This is a genomic window from Pedococcus sp. P2_E4, from assembly GCF_056403935.1.
Genome location: NZ_JBFUEO010000002.1, coordinates 105,886 through 129,814 on the forward strand (window position 1 = coordinate 105,886; position 23,929 = coordinate 129,814).

The following is a 23,929-nucleotide window of genomic DNA, read 5'->3' on the forward strand; positions in this document are numbered from 1 at the left end:
CGGAGGTGGCTGGCGTGGCCCGACGGGCGAACCCAGCCACGAACCGGCCTGCGGGGATCTCGCCCGATGTGCCCGTCAGGCGCCGAACTCGGTGAGGTTGCCGCGGGCCTGGGCCAGCCACTGCTCCTGGGCCTCGAGCTTGGCCTTGGCTTCCTTGGCCTTCTTCTCGTTGCCCTTGGCCTCGGCCTTGGTGAGGTCGTCCCGCAGCGCGGCGACCGACGCCTCGAGCTGGTCGACCATGCTCTGGGCTCTGGCAGCCACCTCGGGGTTGGACTGCTGCCAGCGCTTGTCGTCGGCGTCCCGGACGGCCTGCTCGATGCGGCGCATCCCCTTCTCCATGCGGTCCACGTCGCCGCGGGGGACCTTGCCGGCGGCATCCCACTTGTCCTGGATGGTGCGCAGCGCAGCCTTGGCGGACTCGAGGTCCTTGACCGGGAGGATCGCCTCGGCCTCCTTGAGGAGGGCCTCCTTGACGGCGAGGTTGCCCCGGAACTCCTCGTCCTCCTTGGCGGCGACCTCGTCCTTGGCGGCGAAGAACGCGTCCTGGGCGCCCTTGAAGCGCTCCCAGAGGGCGTCGTCGTCGGATCGGGACGCGCGGCCGGCCTGGCGCCAGCGGTCCATCAGGCGCTTGAACGCGCCCGCGGTCGGGCCCCAGTCGGTGCTGGTGGCAAGGGCCTCGGCCTCCTTGACCAGCTCCTGCTTGGCGGCCTTCGCCTCGGCCTGCGTGCCCTCGAGCTGGGCGAAGTGCACGCGGCGGGCCTTGTCGAAGGAGTTCCGGGCGGCGGAGAACCGCTGCCAGAGGGCGCCCTCGGTCTCGCGGTCGAGCCGGGCACCATCGCGCTGGTGCTGCTTCCACTCGTCGAGCAGGGCACGCATCCGGGCGCCGCTGCTCTTCCACTGGATCTTGCTCTCGGGCTGAGCCGCGATCTGCTCGGCCTCGGCGACGATCTTCTCGCGGGCGGCGGCCGCGGCGGCGCGGGCGGCGCTGCGTTCGGTGGCCTCGGCCTCCTTGCGGGCGGCGATGGAGCTCTCGATCTCGGCGACCTTGGCGTCCAGCATGGCCAGGTCACCCACGACGTTGGCCTCGCCGATGTGCTCGCGCAGCTTGGTCAGACCCTCGGCGCCGTCCTTGGCGGACAGGTCCGTCGTGGTGACGCGCTGGTGCAGCAGGTCGGCCGAGGCATAGAGCTCGTCGTACTTGCGCGCGAAGTAGTGCAGCGCCTCGTCGGGCGTCGCGCCCGGGTAGGACCCGACCTCGCGTTCGCCGTCGCCGGTGGTGACGAAGACGGTGCCATCCTCGGCGACCCGGCCGAACGTCTCGGCTGCCGGACCGGGAGGTGCCGCAGGGGCAAGGGTCGGCTGCGGGTGGGCCACCTTGCGCACGGCGGCGGGAGTGGGAACGGGGCCGGGCTTGGGCACCGGCCGCGGGACAGGAGCGGCAGCCGCAGGCGCCTCGACCGCGGGGGCCTCGGCCGCGGGCGCCTCGGCGGCGGGAGCCTCGGGAGCAGTCTCTTCGGGCGTCACCTCGGCCTCGGGGGGAGCCTCCGCCGGAACCTCAGCCCCGGCAGGCTCTGCAGGTACGTCGGGAACAGAGGCCTCCGAAGCAGTCACCTCGGGCGTCACCTCGGCCTCGGGAGCCTCCGGAGCACTKTCCTCGGGCGTCACCTGAGCCTCGGGAGCCTCGGGAGCAGTCTCCTCGGGAGCCTCGGGAGCCTCCGGAGCAGTCTCCTCGGGCGTCACCTCTGCTGGAGCTTCGGTGGTGGCAGGGTCGACTGCGTCGGTCTCGGTGTCTGCCGGGGGCGTCTGCTCGGTCACGGTCAGGCCTTCTTCTCTGTCACAGCAACCTTGAGGATGCTGATGGGTGCGTTCGGGGCGCCGTCTCCGCCACCACCGGCCGCACCAGCTGCGGCGATCTTCTCGACAATATCCATACCGCCGGTCACGGTGCCGAAGATGGAGTAGCCGCCACCGTCGGTCGGGAGCTTCGTGTCCTTGTAGACGACGAAGAACTGGTCGGCATTGCTGTTCGGGTCGTTCGTGCGGGCCATGGCGAGGGTGCCCTTGGGGTACGTGCCGTCCTTCGGGGCGTTCTCGATGCCGTAGGAGTAGCCGGGACCGGTGCCGGTGCCACCCTGGGGGTCACCGCACTGGAGCACGAAGATGCCGCTGGTGGTGACGCGGTGGCACGGCGAGGCAGCGAAGTAGCCGGCCTTGGCCAGCGCCACGAACGACGCGACGGTCTGCGGGGCCTTGGCGCCGTCGAGCGTCAGGGTGATGTCGCCACAGTTGGTCGTGACGACGGCGGTGAACGTCTTGCCCGCTGCCGTCGCCTTGTCGGGCTTGCCCTGGGTCTTGATGCCCGTCGGCGTCGCCGGGGGAGCGGTGYACCCCTCGGCCGGCGTCGGCGTCGTGGGGTCGGCGGTGGCCGCGGTGGAGCCCGTCGCACTGGGGGCGGTGGCCGGGGTCGCGTCGTCACCGAGTCGGGACGCGAGGAAGACGAACCCCGCGACGACCAGCAGCACGGCAGCCACCACGAAGCCCACCTGCCGGTTGCGGGCGGCCTCACGCTCACGCTGCGCGGCTCGGGCGTCCAACTTCTGCTGACGGCGACGGGCTGCGGCCCGCTCCTGTTCCTTGGTCACGCGCGCCAGTCTAGGCAGCGGCCCGCGCCGACCCCGGGAGGGTCACCGGTCGTTAGGCTTCGGGCCGTGCTGACCGTCGCCTTTCCCGCTGCTGCCTTCGACACGAACTGCTACGTCCTCGCGCCCGCCGCGGGCGAGGAGTGCGTGATCGTCGACCCCGGTGTCGGCGTCGAGGAGACACTGCGCGAGGTGCTGGCCCAGCACCGCCTGCGTCCGGCAGCGGTCCTGCTCACCCACGGCCACGTCGACCACGTGTACTCGGTGACGCCGGTCTGCGGAGCCGACACGGCGGCATACATCCACCACGACGACCGGTATCGGCTCGTGGACCTGCTGGCGAACGTCAACCCGGGGCTGCTCGGGATGCTCGAGCAGCAGTTCGGCACCCGCGCCACGTGGACCGAGCCGAGCACGGTCGTGGAGATCGCCGACCGGGCGCGGCTCGACCTGGCCGGACTGTCCTTCGAGGCGCTGCACGCCCCGGGGCACACCGAGGGATCGGTGATGTTCATGGTCGACGACGTGCCCGACGGCATCCGCGAGCAGGTCGACGTCGACCGCACCCTCGTCAGCGGCGACGTGCTGTTCGCCGGGTCGATCGGCCGCACCGACCTTCCCGGCGGGGACCTCGAGACGATGAACCGGTCGTTGCGCGACGTCGTCCTGCCCCTGCCCGACACCACGCTCGTGCTCCCCGGTCACTACCAGGCCACGACGATGGACCGCGAGCGGACCACGAACCCCTATTTGCAAGGATTGGCGTCGTGAAGGTCACCCCCATCAGCGGCTTCCCCGAGTACCTCCCGGCGCAGCGCATCATCGAGCAGCACTTCCTCGACGTCATCCGCGAGACCTTCGAGCTGCACGGCTTCCCGTCGATCGAGACGCGCGCCGTCGAGCCGGTCGAGCGGCTGCTGGGCAAGGGTGGCGACGCCGACAAGGAGATCTACGGCGTCTCCCGGCTGGCGGCCGACGAGGCCGACGTGCGCGACGCCGAGCTGGGTCTGCACTTCGACCTGACCGTGCCGTTCGCGCGCTACGTCCTCGAGAACGCCGGACACCTCTCGTTCCCCTTCCGCCGTCACCAGATCCAGAAGGTCTGGCGCGGCGAGCGCCCCCAGGAGGGCCGCTACCGCGAGTTCACCCAGGCCGACATCGACGTCGTCGACGTGGGTGAGCTGGCACCGCACTTCGAGGCCGAGATGCCGCTGGTCATCGCGGAGGTGTTCGGCAAGCTGCCGATCGGCCGCATGGTGATCCAGGTCAGCAACCGCAAGATCCCCGAGGGCTACTACCGCGGCCTCGGCATCGAGGACGTGGCCGGCACCCTGCGCATCGTCGACAAGCTAGACAAGATCGGGACGGCCAAGGTCAGGGAGCAGCTCGTCGAGGCGGGCCGGACGCCCGAGCAGGCCGACCAGTGCCTCGCGCTGGCCGCGATCCGCACCGAGGACACCTCGTTCGTCGACCGGGTGCGAGCCCTCGGGGTCACACACCCCACCCTCGACGAGGGTCTCGAGTCGCTCGCCGCCGTGATCTCCACCGGCATGGCCAACGCGCCCGGCGCCATGGTCGCCGACCTCAAGATCGCCCGCGGCCTCGACTACTACACCGGCACGGTCTACGAGACCCAGCTGGTCGGCTACGAGTCCTGGGGCTCCTTCTGCTCCGGCGGACGCTATGACTCGCTGGCGTCCGACGGCAGGACCACGTACCCCGGCGTCGGCATCTCGATCGGCGTCTCCCGGCTCCTCGGGCTGCTGCTCGGCAAGGGACTGGTCACGGCATCGCGGTCCACGCCCGCCGCGGTCCTCGTCGCGGTCAACGACGAGGACAGCCGCCCCGACTCGACCCGCGTCGCGACGGCGCTGCGCGCCCGCGGCATCGCCTGCGAGGTCGCCCCCAAGCCCGCGAAGTTCGGCAAGCAGATCCGGTATGCCGAGCGGCGCGGGATCCCGTACGTCTGGTTCCCGGGTGCTGGGGAGTCGGGCGACCAGGTCAAGGACATCCGTTCCGGCGACCAGGTCGACGCAGTCGCCGCGACGTGGGAGCCTCCGGCTGAGGACCTGCGCCCGCAGGTGTCTCGCGCAGAGAGCTGAGGCCCCATGGACGCCACCCGGACGCTGACGCAGGCCCGTGCGAGCGGCGTGCAGCTGCACGTGACGTCGTTGCCCGGTGGACGGCTGGGACAGCCCGCCCGCGACTTCGTCGACTGGCTGGTCGAGGCGGGGCAGTCGGTGTGGCAGGTGCTGCCGGTGTCGATCCCCGACAAGCACCGGTCGCCCTACAAGTCGCCGTCGGCGTTCGCGGCGTCGCCGGCCCTGCTCGAGGACCCGTCCGCGGTGGTGACCCGGGCCGAGCTCGACGACTTCGCAACCCGCGAGGCGTACTGGGTGGACTCGTGGACTGCGTTCGGCGGCGACCTCGCCGACCAGGTGCGCTTCGAGCGTGAGTGGTCCGCGCTGCGCGCCTACGCCCACGACCGGGGCATCCAGATCCTCGGGGACGTCCCGATCTACGTCGCACCCGATGCCGCAGACGAGCGGGCCTGGCCGCAGTTCTTCCGTGACGACGCCGTCGCGGGCTGCCCGCCCGACGCGTATGCCGCCACGGGCCAGCTCTGGGGCAACCCCCTGTACCGCTGGGACGTGCTGCGCGACGACGGCTACCGGTGGTGGACGGAGCGGCTGCGTCGGACCTTCGGGCTGTTCGACCTCGTGCGGGTCGACCACTTCCGCGGGTTCGCGGCCTACTGGGCCATCCCGGCGGGCGACGACATCGCCCTGAACGGTCACTGGGAGCCCGGTCCGGGCCGTGAGGTCTTCGACGCCGCGATGGCGGCCCTCGGTCCGTTGCCGGTGCTGGCCGAGGACCTCGGTGACATCGACCAGCCCGTCATCGACCTGCGCAAGGCGCTCGGCTTCCCCGGGATGGCGGTGCTGCAGTTCGGGTTCGAGCCCGCCTACGAGTACAACACCCACGACCTGGCCAACCTCGAGCCCGACCAGGTGGTCTACACGGGCACCCACGACAACGACACGGTCGCCGGGTGGTGGGCCGATCTCCCCGACCACCGGCGCGAGCTGGTGCGCACGGCGTGGCGTGAGCGCGGGGTGTGGGCCGACGGTGACCACGAGCCAGGCTGGGCGATGATCGAGCTGGCGCAGCAGACCCCGTGCGCGCTGGCGATGGCGCAGGCCCAGGACGTGCTCGGGCTGGGGTCGCAGGCCCGCATGAACGCCCCCGGCATCGAGGGCGGCTGGTCCTGGCAGCTGGCCGAGGGTGCCCTGACGACCGGGCACGCCCACCGGCTGCGCGACCTCACCGCGGCGTCAGGCCGCGGGCGGGTGCAGGCCTGAGTCGCGCAGCTCCAGGAGCGCCAGCGACCTGATGACCGCCTCGTCACCACGACGCCAGGCGCCGGTGGGGTCCGACGAGATGGCGGCCAGCTTGCGCATCGGCTGACTGGCCATGGCCCGCAGGGCGAACAGGTCGAGGTCGGCTGCTTCGTCGACGAAGCGCTGGGCGGCCGTCGCGCGGCGCACGAACCTGCCCCGCAGGACCAGCCAGACGAGCGTCACGATCGAGATCGGCACCAGGGCGGTGACCCAGCCGAGGATGGTGGCGAGGTTGGTCACGGCGTCGACCAGGTCCGTGCCGGCCTGCTCGATCGTCGTGCCGGCGCCGCTCACCTGCCGGAACGGAGCGGCGACCGCGTCGCCGACGAGCGGCAGGTTGCGCACGGAGTCGCCCGCGCTGGTCATCTGGTCGCGAAAGCCCGACCCCGCCGTCTGGAGCTGGCGCCCGGGCGCCGCGAGCTCCATCGTCGTGTCGTGGACGAGGCGCCCAGTCCAGGCCCAGAGGCAGGCCCAGGCCACGACTCCAAGGTCGGAGAGGATCTGCAGCGTTCGACGGCCCGGCAGGTCGGCATAGAGCTTCATGCTCCCTAGACTCCCATCCGTGCCAGCCTCCAGCGCGCTCGAGCGCGCCATCCGCGACTGGCTCGGCCACCTCGACGTCGAGCGCGGCGTCAGCGACAACACGCTGAAGTCCTACCGTCGCGACCTCGCCCGCTACACCGCATACCTCCAGGCCAAGGGGGTGGACGAGCCCCGGGCGGTGACGGAGGCCCACGTCACCGACTTCCTGGCCTCGCTGCGCGAGGGGGATGCCGACCACCAGCCCCTCGCGGCGTCGTCGGCGGCGCGCACCCTGGTGGCGGTCCGCGGTTTCCACCGCTTCCTCGCCCTCGAGGGCGAGGTCGACTCAGACCCGGCAGGGGCGGTCAGCCCCCCGCGCCCGCCGGCCCGGCTGCCCAAGGCGATCAGCATCGACGCCGTGGAGCGCCTGCTCGAGGCCGCCAGTGTGGGCGACACCCCTGCCTCGCTGCGTGACCGCGCCTTGCTGGAGGTCCTCTACGGTGCCGGCGCCCGCATCTCCGAGGCCACCGGTCTCGACGTCGACGACATCGACACCGACGAAGGCGTGGTCCGCCTGTTCGGCAAGGGCAGCAAGGAGCGCCTCGTCCCGCTCGGGTCGTATGCCGGCGCGGCCGTGAGCGCCTACCTCGTCCGGGGACGCCCCGCGTTGGCGGCCAAGGGCGTCGGCGGTGTCGGGGGAGCGGTGTTCCTCAACCAGCGGGGCGGCAGGCTGTCCCGGCAGTCCGCCTGGGCCGTCCTGCGCGCAGCGGCCGAGCGGGCGGGCCTCACCGGCCACATCTCGCCGCACACCCTGCGGCACTCGTTCGCCACGCACCTGCTCGACGGGGGAGCCGACGTGCGAGTCGTCCAGGAGCTGCTGGGGCACGCCTCGGTCACCACGACGCAGATCTACACCATGGTGACGGTGCAGCGCCTGCGCGAGGTGTACGCCCAAGCGCACCCACGAGCTCGGTGACACGCCTGGGCGCTGCCCACGGTGCGCCCTGCGACTCGTGCTCGCGCTGATAAGGTCTGCACGATCAGCGCGAGGCTGACCGACGACACGCAACTGCACCGGGAGTGAACCGCCTGTGGACCCTGAGGTGACCACGACGCCGATCCAGCCGTCGCCCGAGACCTCCCGCACCGAGGCGTCGCCCCTGGCGTCCACCGAGCGTCTTCCGGGCACCGACGGCGCCGGGGCCGGGCAGCTGGGCCCGACCGGGCGTCCGATGCCGCACTTCCCCGACCCGGCCCCGCTGGCGAGCCACGGCCCTGCCCGCATCATCGCCATGTGCAACCAGAAGGGTGGGGTCGGCAAGACGACCACCACCATCAACCTCGGGGCCGCCCTGGCCGAGGTCGGTCGCAAGGTGCTCCTCGTCGACTTCGACCCGCAGGGTGCCCTGTCCGTCGGGCTGGGCGTCCGCGCCAACGAGCTCGACGTCACGATCTACAACCTGCTCGTCGAGCGCGGGCACGACGTCCGCGAGGTCATCCAGCAGACAGCCACGGACAACCTCGACGTCATCCCGGCCAACATCGACCTGTCCGCGGCCGAGGTCCAGCTGGTCGGCGAGGTCGCCCGCGAGCAGATCCTCGCCCGGGTGCTGCGCCCGGTCATGGACGACTACGACGTCATCATGATCGACTGCCAGCCCTCGCTGGGCCTGCTCACCGTCAACGCCCTCACGGCCGCCCACGGCGTGCTCATCCCGCTCGAGTGCGAGTTCTTCGCCATGCGCGGCGTGGCGCTGCTGGTCGAGACGATCGACAAGATCACCGACCGCCTCAACCCGCGCCTGCAGGTCGACGGCATCCTCGCGACGATGTACGACTCGCGCACCCTGCACTCCAAGGAGGTCGTGCGCAGCGTCGTCGACCACTTCGGCGACCAGGTGTTCCACACCGTCATCAGCCGCACCGTGAAGTTCCCCGACGCCACACTGGCTGCGGAGCCGATCACCACCTACGCGTCCACGCACGGTGCTGCCACCGCATATCGGCAGCTGGCGCGCGAGCTGATCGCCCGCGGCGGTGCGGCCTGACCACCCTCGCTCCGGTGACCGACGAGGCCGGCCCCACCACCACGGCCGACGAGAAGTCGCAGATCACGCCGGGAGGCGTCATCACCCGACGGGGCTCCGTCACGCCCTTCGAGGTCCACCTCGACGTCTTCTCGGGACCCTTCGACCTGTTGCTGGGCCTGATCAGCAAGCACAAGCTGGACATCACCGAGATCGCGCTCGCCAAGGTCACCGACGAGTTCATCGCGCACATCAGGGCAGCCCGCGACGCGCACACCGAGTGGGACCTCTCGCAGGCGTCGGACTTCCTGCTCGTGGCCGCGACGTTGCTCGACCTGAAGTCGGCGCGGCTGCTGCCGCAGTCCGGCCCGCAGGACGAGGAGGACCTCGCCCTCATCGAGGCGCGCGACCTGCTGTTCGCGCGACTGCTGCAGTACCGCGCGTTCAAGGACATCGCGTTCACCTTCGCCGAGCGGATGGCCACGGCGGGGCGCATGACTGCGCGGCAGGCCGGGCTCGAGCCCCACTTCGCCGCCCTGCTCCCCGAGCTCGTCATGGGAATCACGCCCGAGCAGCTGGCCATGGTCGCCGCCCGGGCGATGACCCCCAAGGTCGCCCCCACCGTGGGGCTCGAGCACCTGCACGCCCCACAGGTCTCGGTGCGCGAGCAGGCAGGGATCATCGGCACCCGGCTGCGTCGAGAGCGCGTCTGCTCCTTCCGCGCACTGGTCTCCGACGCCGACTCGACGCTGGTGATCGTGGCACGCTTCCTGGCGCTGCTCGAGCTGTTCCGTGAGGCCGCGATCTCGTTCGAGCAGGCTGAGGCCCTCGGCGAGCTCACCGTGCGGTGGACCGGCAGCGACGAGGGTGAGATCGACGTGAGCGACGAGTTCGACGAGGACGACCAGGACGACGAGACTGAGGCCGACACCGAGCTCGACACCGAGCCCGACGGGCCGCGCGGGCACGCCCCCGCCACCAACGAAAGCACCGAGAATGAGTGAGCAGGACGTGACGCAGCAGGCCGAGCCCGAGGCGGTCGAGGCGGTCGAGGCGGAGGCCGTGGAGACGGTCGTCGAGGAGCAGATTGCCTTCGACGTCAACGAGTTCCCCGGCGGGGCCCGCAGCGCCATCGAGGCCGTCCTCATGGTGGTCGACGACCCCATCCAGGACGTCGCCCTCGCCTCGGCGCTCGAGCTGACCGTCGATGACGTCCGCGAGCACCTGGCCGGGCTGGAGACGGAGTACGCCGAGCAGCAGCGCGGCTTCACGCTGCGCTCGGTGGCCGGTGGCTGGCGCATCTACAGCCGCTCGGACTACGCGCCGGTCGTCGAGAAGTTCCTGCTCGACGGTCAGCAGGCCAAGCTCACACAGGCCTCGCTCGAGACGCTGGCCGTCATCGCCTACCGGCAGCCCATCTCCCGGTCGCGCGTCAGCGCGGTCCGTGGGGTCAACGTGGACGGAGTGGTGCGCACCCTGCTGAGCCGAGGGCTGATCGAGGAGCTCGGCGCCGAGGGCGAGAGCGGTGCCGTGCTCTACGGCACCACCGACTACTTCCTGCAGCGGCTCGGGCTGGGCAGCCTCGACGAGCTGCCGGCCCTGGCGCCGTATCTGCCGGAGATCGACGTACTGGACGAGATCGCAGAGATGGGACGCGGATGACACCCCCACGCAGTCGAGGCGACAGCGGCAGCAGCGGCCGGACCGGCGGTGGCCCACGGGGCTCCGGCGGCCGAGGGTCCTCCAGCGCAGGGGGCCGGGGTTCTTCCGGCGCCGCCGGCGGCCGCCCGCAGCGGTCCGAGCGCCCCCAGCGGTCCGAGCGTCCCCAGCGCGGCAGCTCCGGCACCACCAAGCGCAGCCAGCCCACCCGGGTGCCGCGCGAGCGGCAGGAGCCGCAGGTGGACGTCCACGACCCCGATGGCGTCCGCCTCCAGAAGCTCCTCGCGGCGGCAGGCGTGGGCTCGCGCCGGGTGTGCGAGAACCTCATCTCCGAGGGACGCGTCGAGGTCGACGGCCACATCGTGACCGAGCTCGGGGTGCGCATCCGCCCCGACCAGACCGTGCACGTCGACGGGGTCAAGGTGCAGCTCGACGAGTCGCGCGTCTACTTCGCGTTCAACAAGCCGCTCGGCGTCGTGACCACCATGAACGACGAGCTCGGCCGTATCAACATCGGCGACTACGTGGGTGACCGCAACGAGCGGTTGTTCCACGTCGGGCGTCTGGACGCCGACACCGAGGGCCTGCTCCTGCTGACCAACGACGGCGAGCTCGCCCACCGGCTCCAGCACCCGCAGTACGGCGTGCTGAAGACGTACCTGGCGCAGATCCGCGGCCCGGTGCCCCGCGACATCGGCAAGCAGCTGCGCGCGGGCATCCAGCTCGAGGACGGCATGGCCTCGGTCGACTCGTTCCGCATCGTCGACTCCCAGCCCGGCAAGGCGCTGGTCGAGGTGATCCTGCACGAGGGCCGCAAGCACATCGTGCGCCGCCTCCTCGACGCCGTGGGCCACCCGGTCCTGTCGCTGGTGCGCGTGCAGGTCGGGCCGATCACCCTCGGCGACACCAAGCCGGGCAAGATGCGCAGGCTCAACAAGCAGGAGATCGGCAAGCTCTACACCGCCGCTGGAATGTGAGCGCACGTCCCCGCGCCCGTCGGTAGCCTTCGCGTCGTGACCACCAGCGTCCGCATCGTCGGCACCGGCCTCATCGGCACGAGCTTGGGCATCGCCCTCTCGCGGGCCGGGTATGCCGTGGTGCTCAGCGACCCCTCGCCGACCGCGGTCGCCCTCGCGCGCGACCTGGGCGCCGGGGCCGTGGCCGCGGACGGCGACCCGGACCCGGACGTCGTGGTGGTCGCGGCACCGCCCGACGTGGCCGGTGCCGTGGTGGCCGAGTCCCTGGCCGCGTGGCCGAATGCCGTCGTGACCGACGTCGCGTCCGTCAAGGTCGCGGTGCTCGACGACGTCCGTGCCAGGGGAGCGGACCTGCGGCGGTATGCCGGGTCGCACCCCATGGCCGGCCGCGAGCGGTCCGGGGCGGTCGCGGCCCGCGGTGACTTGTTCGACGGGCGGGCCTGGGTCGTCGTGCCCCACGACGAGTCGTCCCCTGAGACCGTCGCCGCCGTGCAGGAGCTGGCCACGGCGGCCGGGGGCACCGTCAGCACGATGAGCCCCGATGAGCACGACGCGGCGGTCGCTGCCGTGTCGCACGTCCCTCAGCTGGTGTCGTCGCTGGTCGCCGGCCGGTTGCGAGACCTCGGTGACCCAGCCGTCGCGCTGGCGGGACAGGGCATCCGCGACGTGACCCGCATCGCCGCCAGTGACCCACAGCTGTGGACCCAGATCCTCGCCGGCAACGCCTCGGCCGTGCGCGAGGTCCTCGCCCACGTCGAGTCCGAGCTCACCGAGGTGATCGGGGCGCTCGACGTCCTCGCCGACGGCGACGGGGTGGGCGCCCGCGAGGTCCTCGCCCGGATCGTGGCCCAGGGCAACGCCGGCCACGCGCGGATCCCGGGCAAGCACGGTGCCGCGCCCACGGCATACAGCGTCGTCGTCGTCCTGGTCCCTGACCGACCCGGTGAGCTCGCCCGGCTGCTGCACGACGTCGGCGACGCCGGGGTCAACCTCGAGGACCTCCACCTCGAGCACGGCCTGGGGCAGCCGTTCGGCCTCGCCGAGATCTCTGTCCTGCCGGCCGTCGCCGAGCGCCTCGGTGACGAGCTGCAGGCCCGCGGCTGGCAGCTCCACGGCTGAGTCACGCCCACCACTAGGCTTGCCAGCCATGAGCAGTGAGCACCTCGTCGTGGCCGTCGACGGGCCGTCGGGTTCGGGGAAGTCCAGCGTCTCGCGCGCGGCGGCCAGTGAGCTGGGAGTCGGCTACCTCGACACCGGGGCGATGTACCGCGCGGTGACCTGGTGGTGCCTCGAGCAGGGCGTGGACCTCGACGACCGCGAGGCCGTCGCCGACGCGACCCGCGTGATCCCCCTCGAGATGGGCACCGACCCGGCGCGGCCGAGCGTGCGCGTGGCAGGTCGTGAGATCGAGGACGACATCCGCACCACCCGCGTCAGCAAGGTCGTGTCGAAGGTCGCGACCAACACCTTGGTCCGCCCCATCCTGCAGCGCCTGCAACACGACCTCATGACCGAGATCGCCGCCGGCACCGGGGGAGTCGTGGCCGAGGGCCGCGACATCACCACCGTGGTCGCCCCGGACGCCGACGTCCGGGTGCTGCTGACGGCAAGCGTCGAGGCGCGGCTGCGACGTCGTTCCAAGGAGCTGCACGGCCACGACGCCGACCATGCCGTCGAGGCCACCCGCGACCAGATCGTGCGGCGCGACCGTGACGACTCGACGGTGTCGGACTTCATGGAGGCCGCTGAGGGCGTGACCCTGGTCGACACCTCCGACCTCGACTTCGAGCAGAGCGTCCAGGCGCTGCTGGCCGTGATCCGCGAGCAGGCGCCCACCAAGGTCGGAGCCTGACCGGCGTGACGGCCACACCCACGCCCCCGCCCCAGTGGCGGGTGCGCATCAACATGCTGGTGGGTCGGGTGCTGTTCGGCGCGGCCTACCGGGTTGTCGTCACGGGGCGTGAGCTCGTACCGCTCACGGGTCCGGTCCTGTTCGTGGGCAACCACGTCGGCTTCCTCGACGGGCCGATGCTGCCCGCCCACGCGCCGCGCCCGACCAGCGTCCTCGTCAAGCGCGAGATGTTCCGCGGGCTGCTGGGACGCTTCCTCACGTTCATCGGACACATCCCGGTCACCCGCAACTCGGGTGACCGCTCGGCGTTGCTGGCCGCGGTCGCCATCCTGCAGTCCGGTGGCGCGGTGGGCATCTTCCCCGAGGGCACGCGTGGCCGCGGCGATGTCGCCAGCGTCCAGCAGGGGGCGGCTTGGCTGGCCCTCCAGGGCGGGGCCCGCGTGGTGCCCGTCGCGTTCCTCGGCACCCGCGCGACCGGCGCCTCGACGAGCTCGGTGCCACGCCTGCGGTCGCGGCTGGTCGTCTCGTTCGGTGCGCCCGTCGAGCTGGTCGCAGCCACCGGCCTCACGGGTCGCGAACGGCTGGTCGCGGCCACCGAGCAGGTACGGGCGGCCCTCGCGGGCCAGGTCGCGCAGGCACAGCAACGCCACCAGGTCTTCCTGCCCGACGACGAAGGCTGACCTGGCGCCGATCCGCGGGCCGTGGCGCCCGTGTCGTGGGTGGGTCCCGATGTGAGGGACAATGGCGGGCGGCCACGCGGCACGTCCCGTCCGCGCCGGCCCCCCACGAACCAACGCAAGGACATCCCGTGAGCGAGAACACCACCGACGACTCGACTGTCGAGCGCGCCCTGCGCGCTGGGCTGGAGGAGTTCGAACTCAGCGAGGACGACCTCGCCCTCGTCGAGGGTCAGCTGGACGAGGACGGGTATGCCGTGGGCGAGGGCCCGCTGCCCGTCGTCGCCGTCGTGGGTCGCCCGAACGTCGGCAAGTCCACGCTCGTCAACCGCATCCTCGGTCGCCGCGAGGCCGTGGTCGAGGACGTCCCCGGGGTCACCCGTGACCGCGTCGCCTACGACGCCGACTGGGCCGGCCGCCGGTTCACGCTCGTCGACACCGGCGGCTGGGAGATCGACGCCACCGGCATCCACCTGCGGGTCGCCGAGCAGGCCGAGGTCGCCGTCGACCTGGCCGACGTCGTGATGTTCGTCGTCGACGCCACCGTCGGTGCCACGGACGACGACGAGGCAGTGGTCAAGCTGCTGCGCCGGTCGGGCAAGCCGGTCGTGCTCGTGGCCAACAAGGTCGACGACCAGCGCACCGAGGCCGACGCCGCCGCCCTGTGGAACCTCGGTCTCGGCCAGCCGTGGCCGGTCTCGGCCCTCCACGGCCGGGGCAGCGGCGACGCGCTCGACGCGGTGCTCGACGTGCTGCCCGCCGTCGCGGCCAACACCGAGGCCTACCAGCGTGGCGGTCCGCGCCGCGTGGCCCTGATCGGCCGCCCCAACGTCGGCAAGTCGTCGCTGCTCAACAAGCTCGCGGGTGAGGACCGCGTGGTCGTCGACAACGTCGCCGGCACGACCCGTGACCCGGTCGACGAGTTCATCGAGCTCGGCGGCAAGACCTGGCGGTTCGTCGACACGGCCGGCATCCGTCGTCGCGTCCACCAGACGCGGGGCGCCGACTTCTATGCCTCGCTCCGCACCCAGACGGCCCTCGAGAAGGCCGAGGTCGCGGTCGTCCTGATCGACGCCGAGCAGTCCATCGCCGAGCAGGACATCCGCGTCGTGCAGCAGGTCATCGACGCCGGTCGTGCGCTCGTCGTCGCCTACAACAAGTGGGACCTGCTCGACGAAGAGCGCCGCTACTACCTCGAGAAGGAGATCGAGCGCGAGCTCGTCCAGATCCCGTGGGCGCCGCGCGTCAACATCTCCGCCAAGACCGGGCGTGCCGTCGAGAAGCTCGTGCCCGGCCTCGAGCTGGCGCTGGCGTCCTGGGACACCCGCGTGCCCACCGGCCGCCTCAACGCGTTCTTCGGCGAGATCGTCGCGGCTCACCCTCACCCGGTGCGTGGCGGCAAGCAGCCGCGCATCCTCTTCGCGACCCAGGCCTCGACCCGCCCGCCGCGGTTCGTGATCTTCGCGTCCGGCTTCATCGAGGCCGGCTACCGGCGGTTCCTCGAGCGTCGCCTCCGCGAGGAGTTCGGCTTCGAGGGAACCCCCATCGAGGTGTCCGTCCGCGTCCGCGAGAAGCGCAAGCGCAGGTAACCCGCGAAGCCGGCGGCAGCGCGCCATACCGATTTCAAGCAGCGGTATGGCGTGCGCTAAGGTTTCGTTCGCTCCCGCGGGCCTGCTCCGGCTGGTTTCGACGTGGGCAAGCCACGGGCTGTGGCGCAGCTTGGTAGCGCACTTGACTGGGGGTCAAGGGGTCGCAGGTTCAAATCCTGTCAGCCCGACCACGAGGGTCCTGACCTGTTCACACGGGTCAGGACCCTTCACGTTCGGTCGGCACGCGACCGGTGGCCGTCCAGGCCGAGGCGGTGACGCTGAACGGGCCCTCGGGCAGCCGCCGGGCGCACTCGGCTCGCAGCTCGTGCCGGCCGGTGTCGTCGAGGTCGGCGACGTACGCACCGGCCGGCCCGACCCCGAGCGTGAACGGCTCCCACCAGTCGTCGACGTCCCTGAACGGGACGGTGACCGACACCGAGCCGGTCTCCACATCCTCGAGCCCCGCCTCGCGGGTCAGCTCGGCGAGGTGCCCCTCACGGGCACCGGCCAGTCCGCGTTCGCCGCCGGCGAGGGGGTCGAGCTCGTGCACGGCGTCCCAGAACACCGTCAACGGCCCGCGCGAGCTGGAGTGGTCCCAGACGCACGAGGCGACGACACCACCCGGTCGCGTGACCCGCGCCATCTCTCGCAGCCCGGCGACCGGGTCGGCCATGAAGTGCACGACGAGCTGGGCCAGCGCGACGTCGAAGGAGCCGTCGTCGAAGGGGAGCGCCTCCGCAGGCGCCTGCTCGACGGCCACTCCGGGCAAGCGTTCGCGGACCGCCGCGACGAAGCTCGCCGACGGGTCGACGGCAACCACCCGGTCGGCCCCGAGCCGCTCGACGAGGACCGCGGTGAGCGCGCCCGGGCCGCACCCGACGTCGAGGGCCCGGTCACCGGGGCGCAGCGGGGTCGCGTCGGCGAACACCGGTGACAGCGGCTCCGAGAACCGACCCATGAAACGCCCGTACGCAGTGCCCGAGACGTCGAACCCCATGGCCCGACGGTAATCCGGGTCTGGCCGGGGCGGTAGGGGAGGGCCATGATCAGGTGTGGCCGGATGCTGCCCCCCGAACAGGTACGACGCGATCTTCGACGACCGCTTCGCGCGCCGGGCAGCGCGCCGATACGAGCGCAGGGGGCTGTCGTCGTCGGCGCGGCGGATGGTGACCTTCCTGGAGGGCCAGGGGCTCGAAGGGGCGACCGTCCTGGAGATCGGTGGGGGAGTCGGCGAGATGCAGGTCGAGCTACTCCGTCGCGGGGCCGCTCGCGCCACCAACCTCGAGGTGGCCGGCTCCTACGAGACGCAGGCGGGGCGCCTGCTCGCCGGCGCCGGCCTCACCGACCGGGTGGAACGACGCCGGCTCGACATCGTCGAGGCGCCAGAGCAGGTCGAGCGGGCCGACGTGGTCGTTCTCCATCGCGTGGTCTGCTGCTACGACGACTACGAGCGGCTGCTGTCGGCAGCAGGGAGCCACGCCCGTCGAGCGCTGGTGTTCAGCCACCCGCCGCGCAACGCCGTGACCCGGGCCTACATGACCGTGCAGAACGCCGTCCTGCGCCTGATGGGCAAGGACTACCGCGGGTTCACGCACCCGCCGTCGGAGATGATCCGGGTGCTGCGTGACCAGGGCCTGAGCCCGGCATACGAGCACCGCGGGCCCGTCTGGCACCTGGTCGGCCTGACCCGTTAGCTGGCGACGGATGGGCTCAGCGGCCGCGGCGCGGCTGCTCCTCCGCAGGCCCCACGTGTTCCGCGATCCACGCGGCGAGCGGACGCACCTGCTGCCACGACTCGCGAACGTGTTGCAGCGCAGCGGGTTTCGACAGCCAGGCGGGAGTTCCGACCCGCTTGATCGCCATGATCTCCTTGCGGCGCAACAGATCCAGCCGCGGGTGGTCGGCGTCATAGCCCTTGGGTCGCGTCTTGAGCGCCGCACCCTCGAGGCCGAAGCCGGCTGCCACCAGGTCCTCGGTGATGGCCTGGAGCTCGGTCCCCGACGGCTCGGCGTCCACCGCGGCACGGAAGCGGTCGGTCTGCGCGGGGGAGTGGGTGCGGAAGCCGCCGCCGACGACGAGCCCTTCGCCGCTGAGCTGCACGTAGTAGCCGACCCCGTCGTGCTGGCCCGCGATCGCGCCCTGGTAGGTCTTGTACGGCGACTTGTCTGCGCTGAACCGGATGTCGCGGTTCGGTCGGAACACCTTGGCGGGTCCGAACTCCGGCTCGAGCGCCTCCACCAACGCGTGTAGTGGACCGCGCACGTCCCGCTCCCACTGGTCCTTGTGCTCGGCCCAGAAGTCCTTGGTGTTGTGCTCCTCGAGCTCCTGGTAGAACGTCACGGCCCAGGGAGGGAACCCCGTGAACCCAGCACCGTCAGCCATGGCGCCCACTCTTGCACGCGGCATACTCCGGAGCATGGAGTTCAGGGCGGAAGTGGAGCAGACGGGGCGGACCACCACAGGGATCGAGGTGCCGCCGGAGGTCGTCGACGGGCTCGGCGGCGGCAAGCGCCCCAAGGTCTCGGTGACCCTCAACGGCAAGACCTATCGCAGCAGCATCGCCTCGATGGGCGGCCGCTTCCTGGTCGGGGTCAGTGCGGAGAACCGCGCCATCACCGGCGTCCAGGGCGGAGACGTCGTCGACGTGACCATCGAGCTCGACACCGCACCGCGTGAGGTGGAGGTGCCCGAGGACCTGGCGGCGGCCCTCGAGGTCGTCCCGGAGGCCAAGGCGATGTTCGGCCGGCTGGCCTACAGCCACCAGCGCGCCCACGTCGACGCGATCAACGGGGCCAAGGCGCCCGAGACGCGGCGCCGTCGCATCGACAAGGCCATCGACATGCTCCGGACGCAGGCCGGCGGGGACCGGGGCTAGAGCACCGCGCCGATCCGGGTCACCGCTTCGCGCACGATGTCCGGGGAGGTGCCGAAGTTGAGGCGGGCGTGGCCTTGCCCGCCGGTGCCGAAGCCAGGTCCGGGGTGCAGGGCCACACCGGACCGCTGGCGCAGCACCGCCGCCGGGTCGTCGCCGAGCCCGTACGCCGTGAAGTCGAGCCAGGCGAGGAAGGTGCCCTCGGGGGTGCGGTGGCGCACCTCGGGCGTGTGCTGGCACAGGAGCTCGGCCAGCAGCACGCGGTTCTCATCGAGGCCGCGCAGCAGGGCGTCGAGCCAGTCGCCTCCGTCGCGGTAGCCCGCGATGTGCGCGATAACCCCCAGGTGGCTGGCGCCGTGCGACACCTCCTCGGGGATCCGGGCGAGATCGGCGACGGCCTCCGGCCCCGGGACGGCCATGGCGGCCTTGAGCCCGGCCAGGTTGAACGCCTTGGACGCCGACATGAGCGAGACCGAGCGGGCGCCGGCCGGCAGCGAGGCCACGGACGTGAAAGTCGCGCCCGCAGGCACGATCGGGGCGTGGATCTCGTCGGCCACCACCCGCACCCCGCTGGACTCGGCCAGCTCGAGGGCAGCGGTGAGCTCGGCGACGGTGTGGACGGTCCCCGTCGGGTTCTGCGGGTTGCACAGCAGGTATGCCGCGCTGCGGCCACCCTGCGTCGCCTCGCCGAAGGCGCGTTCCAGCTCAGCGAGGTCGAGTCGGCCGTCCGCGCCGAGGGGCGACTGCACGACCCGGCGGTCGAGGTGGGTGACGAACTGGAAGAACGGCGGGTAGACGGGCGAGTTGACCACCACCGCGTCACCGGGCGAGGTGAACAGCTTGAGCACCTCCATGGCGCCGAGCATGACGTCCGGGACGATCTGCATGGTGCCGGGGTCCGGGTGCCAGCCCCACCGCCTGCCGGCGAACTCGGCGAGCGCCTCGGCGTAGTCAGGGGCCCACGGGTATCCGGTGTCTCCCCGCGTCACCGCGTCGACCACGGCCCGCTGGATCGGCTCCGCAGGGACGACGTCCATCTCGGCCACCCAGAGGGGCAGGACGTCCGGGCCGTACAACCTCCACTTGACGCTGCGCCGCTCCCGCAGCGCGGCCAGACCGGGTCCGAGCAAGGGGTTGTCCATGCCTGTGAACTCTACGGTCACCCGCCCGTTAGGCTTCCCGCGTGGTGGCGAAGAACGAGCGCGGTGTGGGGGAGCGAGCTGCGCTGGGCGCTGCTGCCGTCTCCGACCGCATCGTCACCCTGCCGAACGCCCTGTCGCTGCTGCGCCTGGTGGGTGTCCCCATCTTCCTGTGGGCGATCCTCACGAAGCACGACGCCGTCGCCCTCGTGACGCTCATGCTGTCCGGGGTCAGCGACTACCTCGACGGCAAGATCGCCCGGAAGTTCGGCCTGGTCTCGAAGGTGGGCCAGCTGCTCGACCCGCTGGCCGACCGGCTCTACATCGCCACCACGCTGCTCGGCCTGGCGTGGCGCGAGATCATCCCGTGGTGGCTGGTCGCCGCCCTGGTGGGTCGCGAGGTGCTGCTGGCGGGGATCCTCTGGTGGATCAAGCGCTACGGCCAGACCGGGCTGCCCGTGCACTTCGTCGGCAAGGCCGCCACGTTCAACCTGCTCTACGCCTTCCCCCTGTTGTTGCTGGGTGAGGGCCAGAGCACCTTCGCCCAGTGGGCGGGGCCCGTCGGCTGGGCCTTCGCGTGGTGGGGCACCGTCCTCTACTGGATCGCCGGGGTCATGTACATCGTGCAGGCCAGGCGGGTGGCCCGCGACCACGCGGCCGCGGCGACGTGACCCCCGAGCACACCTCCCACCGGGACGTCCCGCCGCCCACGACGCCACCGGGCCGTCGGGTGGACGAGTCCATGACGTTGCTCACCTCGATGATGGAGCGCCCGCTCGACCCCGGGTATGCCGCCGCCGCGGCAGAGCGCGAACGTGCCGGGCTCCCGCCCTCCACCGGCACACGGACGGCCACCGTGCTGGTGTCGGCGCTCGTGGCGGGGCTGCTGCTGACCCTCGGCGGTCTGGCCCTGCGCACCCCGTCGACCGCCGCGGTCAAGGCCAAGGCGGACCTCGTCACCCAGATCGAGGCGCGGCGCAGCCAGGTGGACCGGGAGGGCAACCAGCTGAGGGCGCTGCAGGCCGAGGTCGACACCCTCCAGGCCCGGGCCCTGGGGCAGGACCAGTCCTCGGTCCAGTCACGCCTCGACGCGCTGACCCTGGTGAGCGGCGGGCAGGCCGTCACCGGCGAGGGGATCCGCGTGGTGCTCGACAACGCGCCCGGCACCGACGGGTCGAGCTCCGACGGCAACCCGCGCACCGATGCCCAGAAGAAGGAGGGCACCGTCTTCTCGAAGGACCTGCAGGTGGTCGTCAACGGACTGTGGCAGGCCGGTGCCGAGGCCATCGCGATCAACGGGCAGCGCCTGACCTCGCGCAGCGCCATCCGCTTCGCCGGTGAGGCCATCCTCGTGAACTACCGGCCGCTCGCGAGGCCCTACACCATCTCGGTCATCGGGTCGAAGACCAGCCTGCAGACCGAGTTCGCCGAGAATGCCGGGGGTGCCTACGCTCGCGCCCTGCAGGACAACTACGGCATCCGTGTTTCCATAGACGCCGTGGACTCGATGACCCTCCCGGCGGCCTCCTCGCTCACCGTTCGGTACGCCCGGGTGCCCGCGCGCCAGTCGGCCAGCAGCACCGCCACCGGGTCCTCGTCGCCGACCACGCCGACCACGACCTCGTCGACCACGCCGACCACCTCGACCACCTCGGAGGGTGCACCGTGATCCCCCTGCTCGGCCTCGTCGGAGGAGTGCTGCTCGGCCTGCTGTGGGGCCCCGACGTCCCCGTGGCGCTGCAGCCCTACCTGCCGATCGCCGTCATCGCGGCGCTCGACGCCGTGTTCGGCGCGGTGCGCGCGGTGCTCGACGGGATCTTCAACGACAAGGTCTTCGTCGTCTCCTTCCTGGCCAACGTGGTCGTCGCGGCCTTCATCGTCTTCCTGGGTGACCAGCTGGGCGTGGGGTCCCAGCTGTCGACGGGCGTCGTGGTGGTCCTCGGCGTGCGCATCTTCTCCAACGTCGCCTCGATCCGCCGGCACCTCTTCAGGGCATGAGCGACCCGAAGCAGCAGCCGCAGGCCCAGCCCTCCTCGTCCTGGGGGCTCCTGCTGCGGATGGCCCGTCCCCGGGCGACCCGGGCCAACGCCTTCGCGGCGCTGCTCGCGATCGGCCTCGGCTTCGCCATCGCCACCCAGGTGCAGCAGACCAACCAGAGCGGGCTCGAGGAGCTGCGCGAGGACGAGCTCGTGCGCATCCTCGACGACGTGAGCCAGGAGCAGGGTCGGCTCGGCAACGACACGCGGGCCCTGCAGGCGACCCGCGACCGGCTCCTCTCGGGTGTCGACTCCAGCGCCGAGGCACTGCGTTCGGCCCAGGAGCGGCTCGACACGCTGGGGATCCTCGCCGGCACCAGCCCGGCGACCGGCACGGGCATCACCATCACGATCTCCGACCCCCAGCACAAGGTGACCTCGACGCTGCTGCTCGACGCCATGCAGGAGCTGCGCGACGCGGGGGCCGAGGCGATCCAGATCGGCTCGGTGCGGGTCGTCTCCGACACGTGGTTCTCCGACGCCGACGGGGCGGTGCTCGTCGCGGGTGAGCGGCTCGAGGCGCCGTTCGTCATCAAGGCCATCGGCGACAGCGCCACGATGGCGTCCGCGATGGACATCCCCGGTGGCGTCTCCGACTCGGTTCGGGGGCAGGATGCGCGGGCGGCGATCACGCAGGAGGATGTCGTCGCGATCACCGCATTGCACAGCCTTCAGGAGCCTCGTTACGCTCGGCCCGTTCCCGCGTCGAAGTAACCGTCGCCAACCGCTGCCACCCTGTCGACACCGCGTCGACACCCCGCCAGAGAGGACCCGCATGAGCCAGCTGGACTACCCCGAGGACCTGCGTTACACCGCGGAGCACGAGTGGGTCAGTGCGGGCGAGGGGGGCGTGGTGCGGATCGGCATCACGTCCTTCGCACAGGATGCGCTCGGCGACGTGGTCTACGTCAGCCTCCCGTCCGTGGGTGACACCGTCGCCGTCGGTGACGCCTGCGGCGAGGTCGAGTCGACGAAGTCGGTCAGCGACCTGTACGCGCCCCTCGCCGGTGAGGTGACGGCCGTCAACGACGCCCTCGAAGCCACCCCCGAGCTGGTCAACACCGACCCGTACGGCGAAGGCTGGATGTACGAGCTGCGGATCGACGACGCCTCGGCGGTCGACGGGCTCATGGACCAGGCGGCATACCAGGCCCAGCTGGGCTGACACCGAGGCGGCACGGTCGCGGGCGGGGCCGCGCGAGGGGCGTTTGCGCCCCCTCGCGAGGAAACCCCTGCGAACGGGTGGCTGCCTCACCTAGGGTTTGTGCTTTGCTAGACGGCAACACCTCACAATGCAAGGGAGCGCGGGCATCATGGACGGCAGCGAGAAGGACGAGCAGACTTCGCGCCCTCACGAGCCGACGACGATGCGGCTCCCGGGCATCACCGATCTCGAGCAGGTCGACACCAGCGCCGAGATCGACGTCACCCTCAGCAAGGCCGACCAGGCCACGGTCGACGCCCTGCGTCCCGGCACGGCGCTGCTGGTCGTGCTGCGCGGGCCCAACACCGGCGCGCGGTTCCTGCTCGACGACGACGAGGTCCACTCCGGACGCCACCCCGACAGCGACATCTTCCTCGACGACGTGACGGTGTCGCGCAAGCACGCGACCTTCCGGCGTGAGGGCAACACCTTCGTCGTGCGCGACGTGGGCTCGCTCAACGGGACGTACGTCAACCGAGAGCGGATCGACGAGGCCACGTTGCAGACCGGTGACGAGGTCCAGATCGGCAAGTTCCGGCTGGTCTTCTACGCCGGCCGCGGCTGAGCCTGCCCCGACGTGGTGAGGGCAACCCGGTGACCGCTCGACGCCCCGGTCAGCCCATGACCATCGGCGCGGTGCTGGCGGCGCTGCAGCCCGACTTCCCCGACGTCTCGATCTCGAAGATCCGGTTCCTCGAGTCCGAGGGCCTGGTGACGCCGCAGCGCACGGGCTCCGGCTATCGCACCTATGCCCTCGAGGACCTCGAGCGGCTGCGCTACATCCTCAAGGCCCAGCGTGACCACTACTGGCCGCTCAAGGTGATCCGCGACGCCCTCGACGCCCTCGACCGAGGCCTGACACCGGCCGCCGGACCGGTCGAGGCGGTCTCGCGTCCCACGGTTCCCGCCCCCGTCCCCGACGCCGAGGTCCCCACCGCTCGCGAGCTCGCCGCCAGCGTCGACCTGCGCCTGACGCGCGCCGAGCTGGTCGAGGCGGCCGGGCTCGACGAGCCCATGGCTGCGGCCCTCGAGACCTTCGGCCTCCTGCACGCCGACGCCTCGGGCCACTTCGGTGAGGCGGCCCTATCGGTCGCCCACACGGCCGCCGCCCTCGCGGCGTACGGCATCGAGGCCCGCCACCTGCGGCCCTTCCGCACCGCGGCGGACCGCGAGATCGGGCTCGTCCAGCAGGTCGTCACCCCGCACCGCGCCGCGTCCGGCAAGGCAGGCTCCAAGGCTGCCGGGACCGACCCCACCCCGGAGGTCCTGCGACTGTGCATCGCGCTGCACACGGCCCTGGTCAAGGACGGGCTCTCGCGTCACTGATCGGGGGTA

Annotated in this window: 27 protein-coding genes and 1 tRNA gene; 22 read left to right on the forward strand and 6 right to left on the reverse strand. The window is 71.7% G+C overall.

All coding sequences use genetic code 11. The annotated features are described in order from the left end of the window. Positions 1-75 precede the first annotated feature (75 nt). Together AC1DV7_RS01990 and AC1DV7_RS01995 are read right to left on the reverse strand one after the other, a co-directional pair. Entirely contained in the window at positions 76-1,815 is a 1,740-nt protein-coding gene (locus AC1DV7_RS01990) for a DUF349 domain-containing protein (RefSeq protein WP_477594054.1), read from the reverse strand. Between the two features lie 2 nt (positions 1,816-1,817). Next, positions 1,818-2,642: a peptidylprolyl isomerase gene (locus AC1DV7_RS01995; protein WP_477594056.1), complete on the reverse strand. Its 825-nt coding sequence runs from the start codon at positions 2,640-2,642 to the stop codon at positions 1,818-1,820. A 66-nt stretch (positions 2,643-2,708) separates the two neighbouring features. Here AC1DV7_RS01995 and AC1DV7_RS02000 point away from each other — a divergent pair, with 66 nt between their 5' ends. The 3 genes from AC1DV7_RS02000 to AC1DV7_RS02010 are packed head-to-tail and all read left to right on the forward strand — an operon-like array spanning position 2,709 to position 6,001. Further along, a complete protein-coding gene (locus tag AC1DV7_RS02000) occupies positions 2,709-3,410 on the forward strand; it encodes an MBL fold metallo-hydrolase (protein WP_477594058.1) in 702 nt (233 codons plus the stop codon). Then, positions 3,398-4,741 carry a histidine--tRNA ligase gene (gene hisS, locus AC1DV7_RS02005; protein WP_477594193.1) on the forward strand — a complete coding sequence of 448 codons (1,344 nt, stop codon included), beginning with the start codon at positions 3,398-3,400 and terminating at the stop codon, positions 4,739-4,741. The genes AC1DV7_RS02000 and hisS overlap by 13 nt, the downstream gene beginning before the upstream one ends. 6 nt (positions 4,742-4,747) lie before the next feature. Then, the gene (locus tag AC1DV7_RS02010) at positions 4,748-6,001 is read left to right on the forward strand and encodes a 4-alpha-glucanotransferase (RefSeq protein WP_477594060.1); all 1,254 of its coding nucleotides are present in this window, start codon (positions 4,748-4,750) and stop codon (positions 5,999-6,001) included. Here the strand turns inward: AC1DV7_RS02010 and AC1DV7_RS02015 are convergent. Further along, positions 5,975-6,583 carry a hypothetical protein gene (locus tag AC1DV7_RS02015; protein ID WP_477594061.1) on the reverse strand — a complete coding sequence of 203 codons (609 nt, stop codon included), beginning with the start codon at positions 6,581-6,583 and terminating at the stop codon, positions 5,975-5,977. The genes AC1DV7_RS02010 and AC1DV7_RS02015 overlap by 27 nt on opposite strands. On the opposite strand from AC1DV7_RS02015, the gene xerD reads away from it, so the two are divergent. From xerD to AC1DV7_RS02065, 10 genes are all read left to right on the forward strand, one after another. After that, the gene (gene xerD / locus AC1DV7_RS02020; RefSeq protein WP_477594063.1) at positions 6,582-7,538 is read left to right on the forward strand and encodes a site-specific tyrosine recombinase XerD; all 957 of its coding nucleotides are present in this window, start codon (positions 6,582-6,584) and stop codon (positions 7,536-7,538) included. The genes AC1DV7_RS02015 and xerD overlap by 2 nt on opposite strands. Positions 7,539-7,794: 256 nt before the next feature. Beyond that, positions 7,795-8,610 carry a ParA family protein gene (locus AC1DV7_RS02025; RefSeq protein ID WP_477594195.1) on the forward strand — a complete coding sequence of 272 codons (816 nt, stop codon included), beginning with the start codon at positions 7,795-7,797 and terminating at the stop codon, positions 8,608-8,610. Positions 8,611-8,624: 14 nt separating this feature from the next. Continuing rightward, positions 8,625-9,593, forward strand: a complete 969-nt coding sequence (locus tag AC1DV7_RS02030) for a segregation and condensation protein A (protein WP_477594065.1) — start codon at positions 8,625-8,627, stop codon at positions 9,591-9,593. Next, positions 9,586-10,251: an SMC-Scp complex subunit ScpB gene (gene scpB, locus AC1DV7_RS02035; protein WP_477594067.1), complete on the forward strand. Its 666-nt coding sequence runs from the start codon at positions 9,586-9,588 to the stop codon at positions 10,249-10,251. Before AC1DV7_RS02030 ends, scpB begins: the two co-directional genes overlap by 8 nt. Continuing rightward, on the forward strand, positions 10,248-11,225 hold the full coding sequence (locus AC1DV7_RS02040) for a pseudouridine synthase (protein ID WP_477594069.1): 978 nt from the start codon (positions 10,248-10,250) through the stop codon (positions 11,223-11,225). Before scpB ends, AC1DV7_RS02040 begins: the two co-directional genes overlap by 4 nt. 36 nt (positions 11,226-11,261) lie before the next feature. Next, positions 11,262-12,344, forward strand: coding sequence for a prephenate dehydrogenase (locus AC1DV7_RS02045; RefSeq protein WP_477594071.1), 1,083 nt, complete (start codon positions 11,262-11,264; stop codon positions 12,342-12,344). Positions 12,345-12,372: 28 nt separating this feature from the next. Next, entirely contained in the window at positions 12,373-13,077 is a 705-nt protein-coding gene (gene cmk / locus AC1DV7_RS02050; RefSeq protein ID WP_477594073.1) for a (d)CMP kinase, read from the forward strand. 5 nt (positions 13,078-13,082) lie between these two features. Next, positions 13,083-13,757, forward strand: coding sequence for a lysophospholipid acyltransferase family protein (locus AC1DV7_RS02055; RefSeq protein WP_477594075.1), 675 nt, complete (start codon positions 13,083-13,085; stop codon positions 13,755-13,757). Positions 13,758-13,885: 128 nt separating this feature from the next. Beyond that, positions 13,886-15,343, forward strand: a complete 1,458-nt coding sequence (gene der / locus AC1DV7_RS02060; protein WP_477594077.1) for a ribosome biogenesis GTPase Der — start codon at positions 13,886-13,888, stop codon at positions 15,341-15,343. A 114-nt stretch (positions 15,344-15,457) separates the two neighbouring features. Next, a tRNA-Pro gene (locus AC1DV7_RS02065) sits at positions 15,458-15,534 on the forward strand. Positions 15,535-15,560: 26 nt separating this feature from the next. Here AC1DV7_RS02065 and AC1DV7_RS02070 read toward each other — a convergent pair. Beyond that, a complete protein-coding gene (locus tag AC1DV7_RS02070) occupies positions 15,561-16,340 on the reverse strand; it encodes a class I SAM-dependent methyltransferase (RefSeq protein WP_477594079.1) in 780 nt (259 codons plus the stop codon). A gap of 55 nt (positions 16,341-16,395) precedes the next feature. Between AC1DV7_RS02070 and AC1DV7_RS02075 the strand changes: the two genes are divergently transcribed. After that, the gene (locus AC1DV7_RS02075) at positions 16,396-17,037 is read left to right on the forward strand and encodes a class I SAM-dependent methyltransferase (protein WP_477594080.1); all 642 of its coding nucleotides are present in this window, start codon (positions 16,396-16,398) and stop codon (positions 17,035-17,037) included. Positions 17,038-17,053: 16 nt separating this feature from the next. On the opposite strand, the gene AC1DV7_RS02080 is transcribed toward AC1DV7_RS02075, so the two are convergent. Further along, entirely contained in the window at positions 17,054-17,725 is a 672-nt protein-coding gene (locus tag AC1DV7_RS02080; protein WP_477594082.1) for a DUF2461 domain-containing protein, read from the reverse strand. A 34-nt stretch (positions 17,726-17,759) separates the two neighbouring features. On the opposite strand from AC1DV7_RS02080, the gene AC1DV7_RS02085 reads away from it, so the two are divergent. Next, entirely contained in the window at positions 17,760-18,218 is a 459-nt protein-coding gene (locus tag AC1DV7_RS02085; protein WP_477594084.1) for a YdeI/OmpD-associated family protein, read from the forward strand. Here AC1DV7_RS02085 and AC1DV7_RS02090 read toward each other — a convergent pair. After that, complete coding sequence (locus AC1DV7_RS02090; protein ID WP_477594086.1) at positions 18,215-19,357, reverse strand: MalY/PatB family protein; 1,143 nt, start codon at positions 19,355-19,357, stop codon at positions 18,215-18,217. The genes AC1DV7_RS02085 and AC1DV7_RS02090 overlap by 4 nt on opposite strands. Positions 19,358-19,398: 41 nt before the next feature. Here AC1DV7_RS02090 and clsA point away from each other — a divergent pair, with 41 nt between their 5' ends. The 7 genes from clsA (at position 19,399) to ftsR (ending at position 23,920) form a co-directional block, all read left to right on the forward strand. Continuing rightward, positions 19,399-20,025: a cardiolipin synthase ClsA gene (gene clsA, locus AC1DV7_RS02095; protein ID WP_477594088.1), complete on the forward strand. Its 627-nt coding sequence runs from the start codon at positions 19,399-19,401 to the stop codon at positions 20,023-20,025. Between the two features lie 71 nt (positions 20,026-20,096). Beyond that, entirely contained in the window at positions 20,097-21,023 is a 927-nt protein-coding gene (locus AC1DV7_RS02100) for a DUF881 domain-containing protein (RefSeq protein WP_477594090.1), read from the forward strand. Then, positions 21,020-21,352: a small basic family protein gene (locus AC1DV7_RS02105; RefSeq protein WP_477594092.1), complete on the forward strand. Its 333-nt coding sequence runs from the start codon at positions 21,020-21,022 to the stop codon at positions 21,350-21,352. Before AC1DV7_RS02100 ends, AC1DV7_RS02105 begins: the two co-directional genes overlap by 4 nt. Continuing rightward, positions 21,349-22,104, forward strand: coding sequence for a DUF881 domain-containing protein (locus AC1DV7_RS02110; protein ID WP_477594094.1), 756 nt, complete (start codon positions 21,349-21,351; stop codon positions 22,102-22,104). Before AC1DV7_RS02105 ends, AC1DV7_RS02110 begins: the two co-directional genes overlap by 4 nt. A gap of 61 nt (positions 22,105-22,165) precedes the next feature. Next, positions 22,166-22,555, forward strand: coding sequence for a glycine cleavage system protein GcvH (gene gcvH / locus AC1DV7_RS02115; RefSeq protein WP_477594096.1), 390 nt, complete (start codon positions 22,166-22,168; stop codon positions 22,553-22,555). A gap of 148 nt (positions 22,556-22,703) precedes the next feature. Then, positions 22,704-23,159: an FHA domain-containing protein gene (locus AC1DV7_RS02120; RefSeq protein WP_477594098.1), complete on the forward strand. Its 456-nt coding sequence runs from the start codon at positions 22,704-22,706 to the stop codon at positions 23,157-23,159. A gap of 29 nt (positions 23,160-23,188) precedes the next feature. Then, positions 23,189-23,920 (forward strand): transcriptional regulator FtsR, encoded by a 732-nt coding sequence (gene ftsR, locus AC1DV7_RS02125; RefSeq protein WP_477594100.1) that lies wholly within the window; start codon positions 23,189-23,191, stop codon positions 23,918-23,920. The last annotated feature ends 9 nt before the right edge of the window (positions 23,921-23,929 follow it).

Excerpts from the sequence above, each read along its gene's own strand:
- AC1DV7_RS02010 (WP_477594060.1), top strand. The coding sequence starts at position 4,748 with ATGGACGCCACCCGGACGCTGACGCAGGCCCGTGCGAGCGGCGTGCAG.
- xerD (WP_477594063.1), top strand. The coding sequence starts at position 6,582 with ATGCTCCCTAGACTCCCATCCGTGCCAGCCTCCAGCGCGCTCGAGCGC.
- AC1DV7_RS02015 (WP_477594061.1), bottom strand. The coding sequence starts at position 6,583 with ATGAAGCTCTATGCCGACCTGCCGGGCCGTCGAACGCTGCAGATCCTC.
- AC1DV7_RS02025 (WP_477594195.1), top strand. The coding sequence starts at position 7,795 with ATGCCGCACTTCCCCGACCCGGCCCCGCTGGCGAGCCACGGCCCTGCC.
- scpB (WP_477594067.1), top strand. The coding sequence starts at position 9,586 with ATGAGTGAGCAGGACGTGACGCAGCAGGCCGAGCCCGAGGCGGTCGAG.
- AC1DV7_RS02040 (WP_477594069.1), top strand. The coding sequence starts at position 10,248 with ATGACACCCCCACGCAGTCGAGGCGACAGCGGCAGCAGCGGCCGGACC.
- cmk (WP_477594073.1), top strand. The coding sequence starts at position 12,373 with ATGAGCAGTGAGCACCTCGTCGTGGCCGTCGACGGGCCGTCGGGTTCG.
- AC1DV7_RS02070 (WP_477594079.1), bottom strand. The coding sequence starts at position 16,340 with ATGGGGTTCGACGTCTCGGGCACTGCGTACGGGCGTTTCATGGGTCGG.
- AC1DV7_RS02080 (WP_477594082.1), bottom strand. The coding sequence starts at position 17,725 with ATGGCTGACGGTGCTGGGTTCACGGGGTTCCCTCCCTGGGCCGTGACG.
- AC1DV7_RS02085 (WP_477594084.1), top strand. The coding sequence starts at position 17,760 with ATGGAGTTCAGGGCGGAAGTGGAGCAGACGGGGCGGACCACCACAGGG.
- AC1DV7_RS02090 (WP_477594086.1), bottom strand. The coding sequence starts at position 19,357 with ATGGACAACCCCTTGCTCGGACCCGGTCTGGCCGCGCTGCGGGAGCGG.
- AC1DV7_RS02100 (WP_477594090.1), top strand. The coding sequence starts at position 20,097 with ATGACGTTGCTCACCTCGATGATGGAGCGCCCGCTCGACCCCGGGTAT.
- AC1DV7_RS02110 (WP_477594094.1), top strand. The coding sequence starts at position 21,349 with ATGAGCGACCCGAAGCAGCAGCCGCAGGCCCAGCCCTCCTCGTCCTGG.
- gcvH (WP_477594096.1), top strand. The coding sequence starts at position 22,166 with ATGAGCCAGCTGGACTACCCCGAGGACCTGCGTTACACCGCGGAGCAC.
- AC1DV7_RS02120 (WP_477594098.1), top strand. The coding sequence starts at position 22,704 with ATGGACGGCAGCGAGAAGGACGAGCAGACTTCGCGCCCTCACGAGCCG.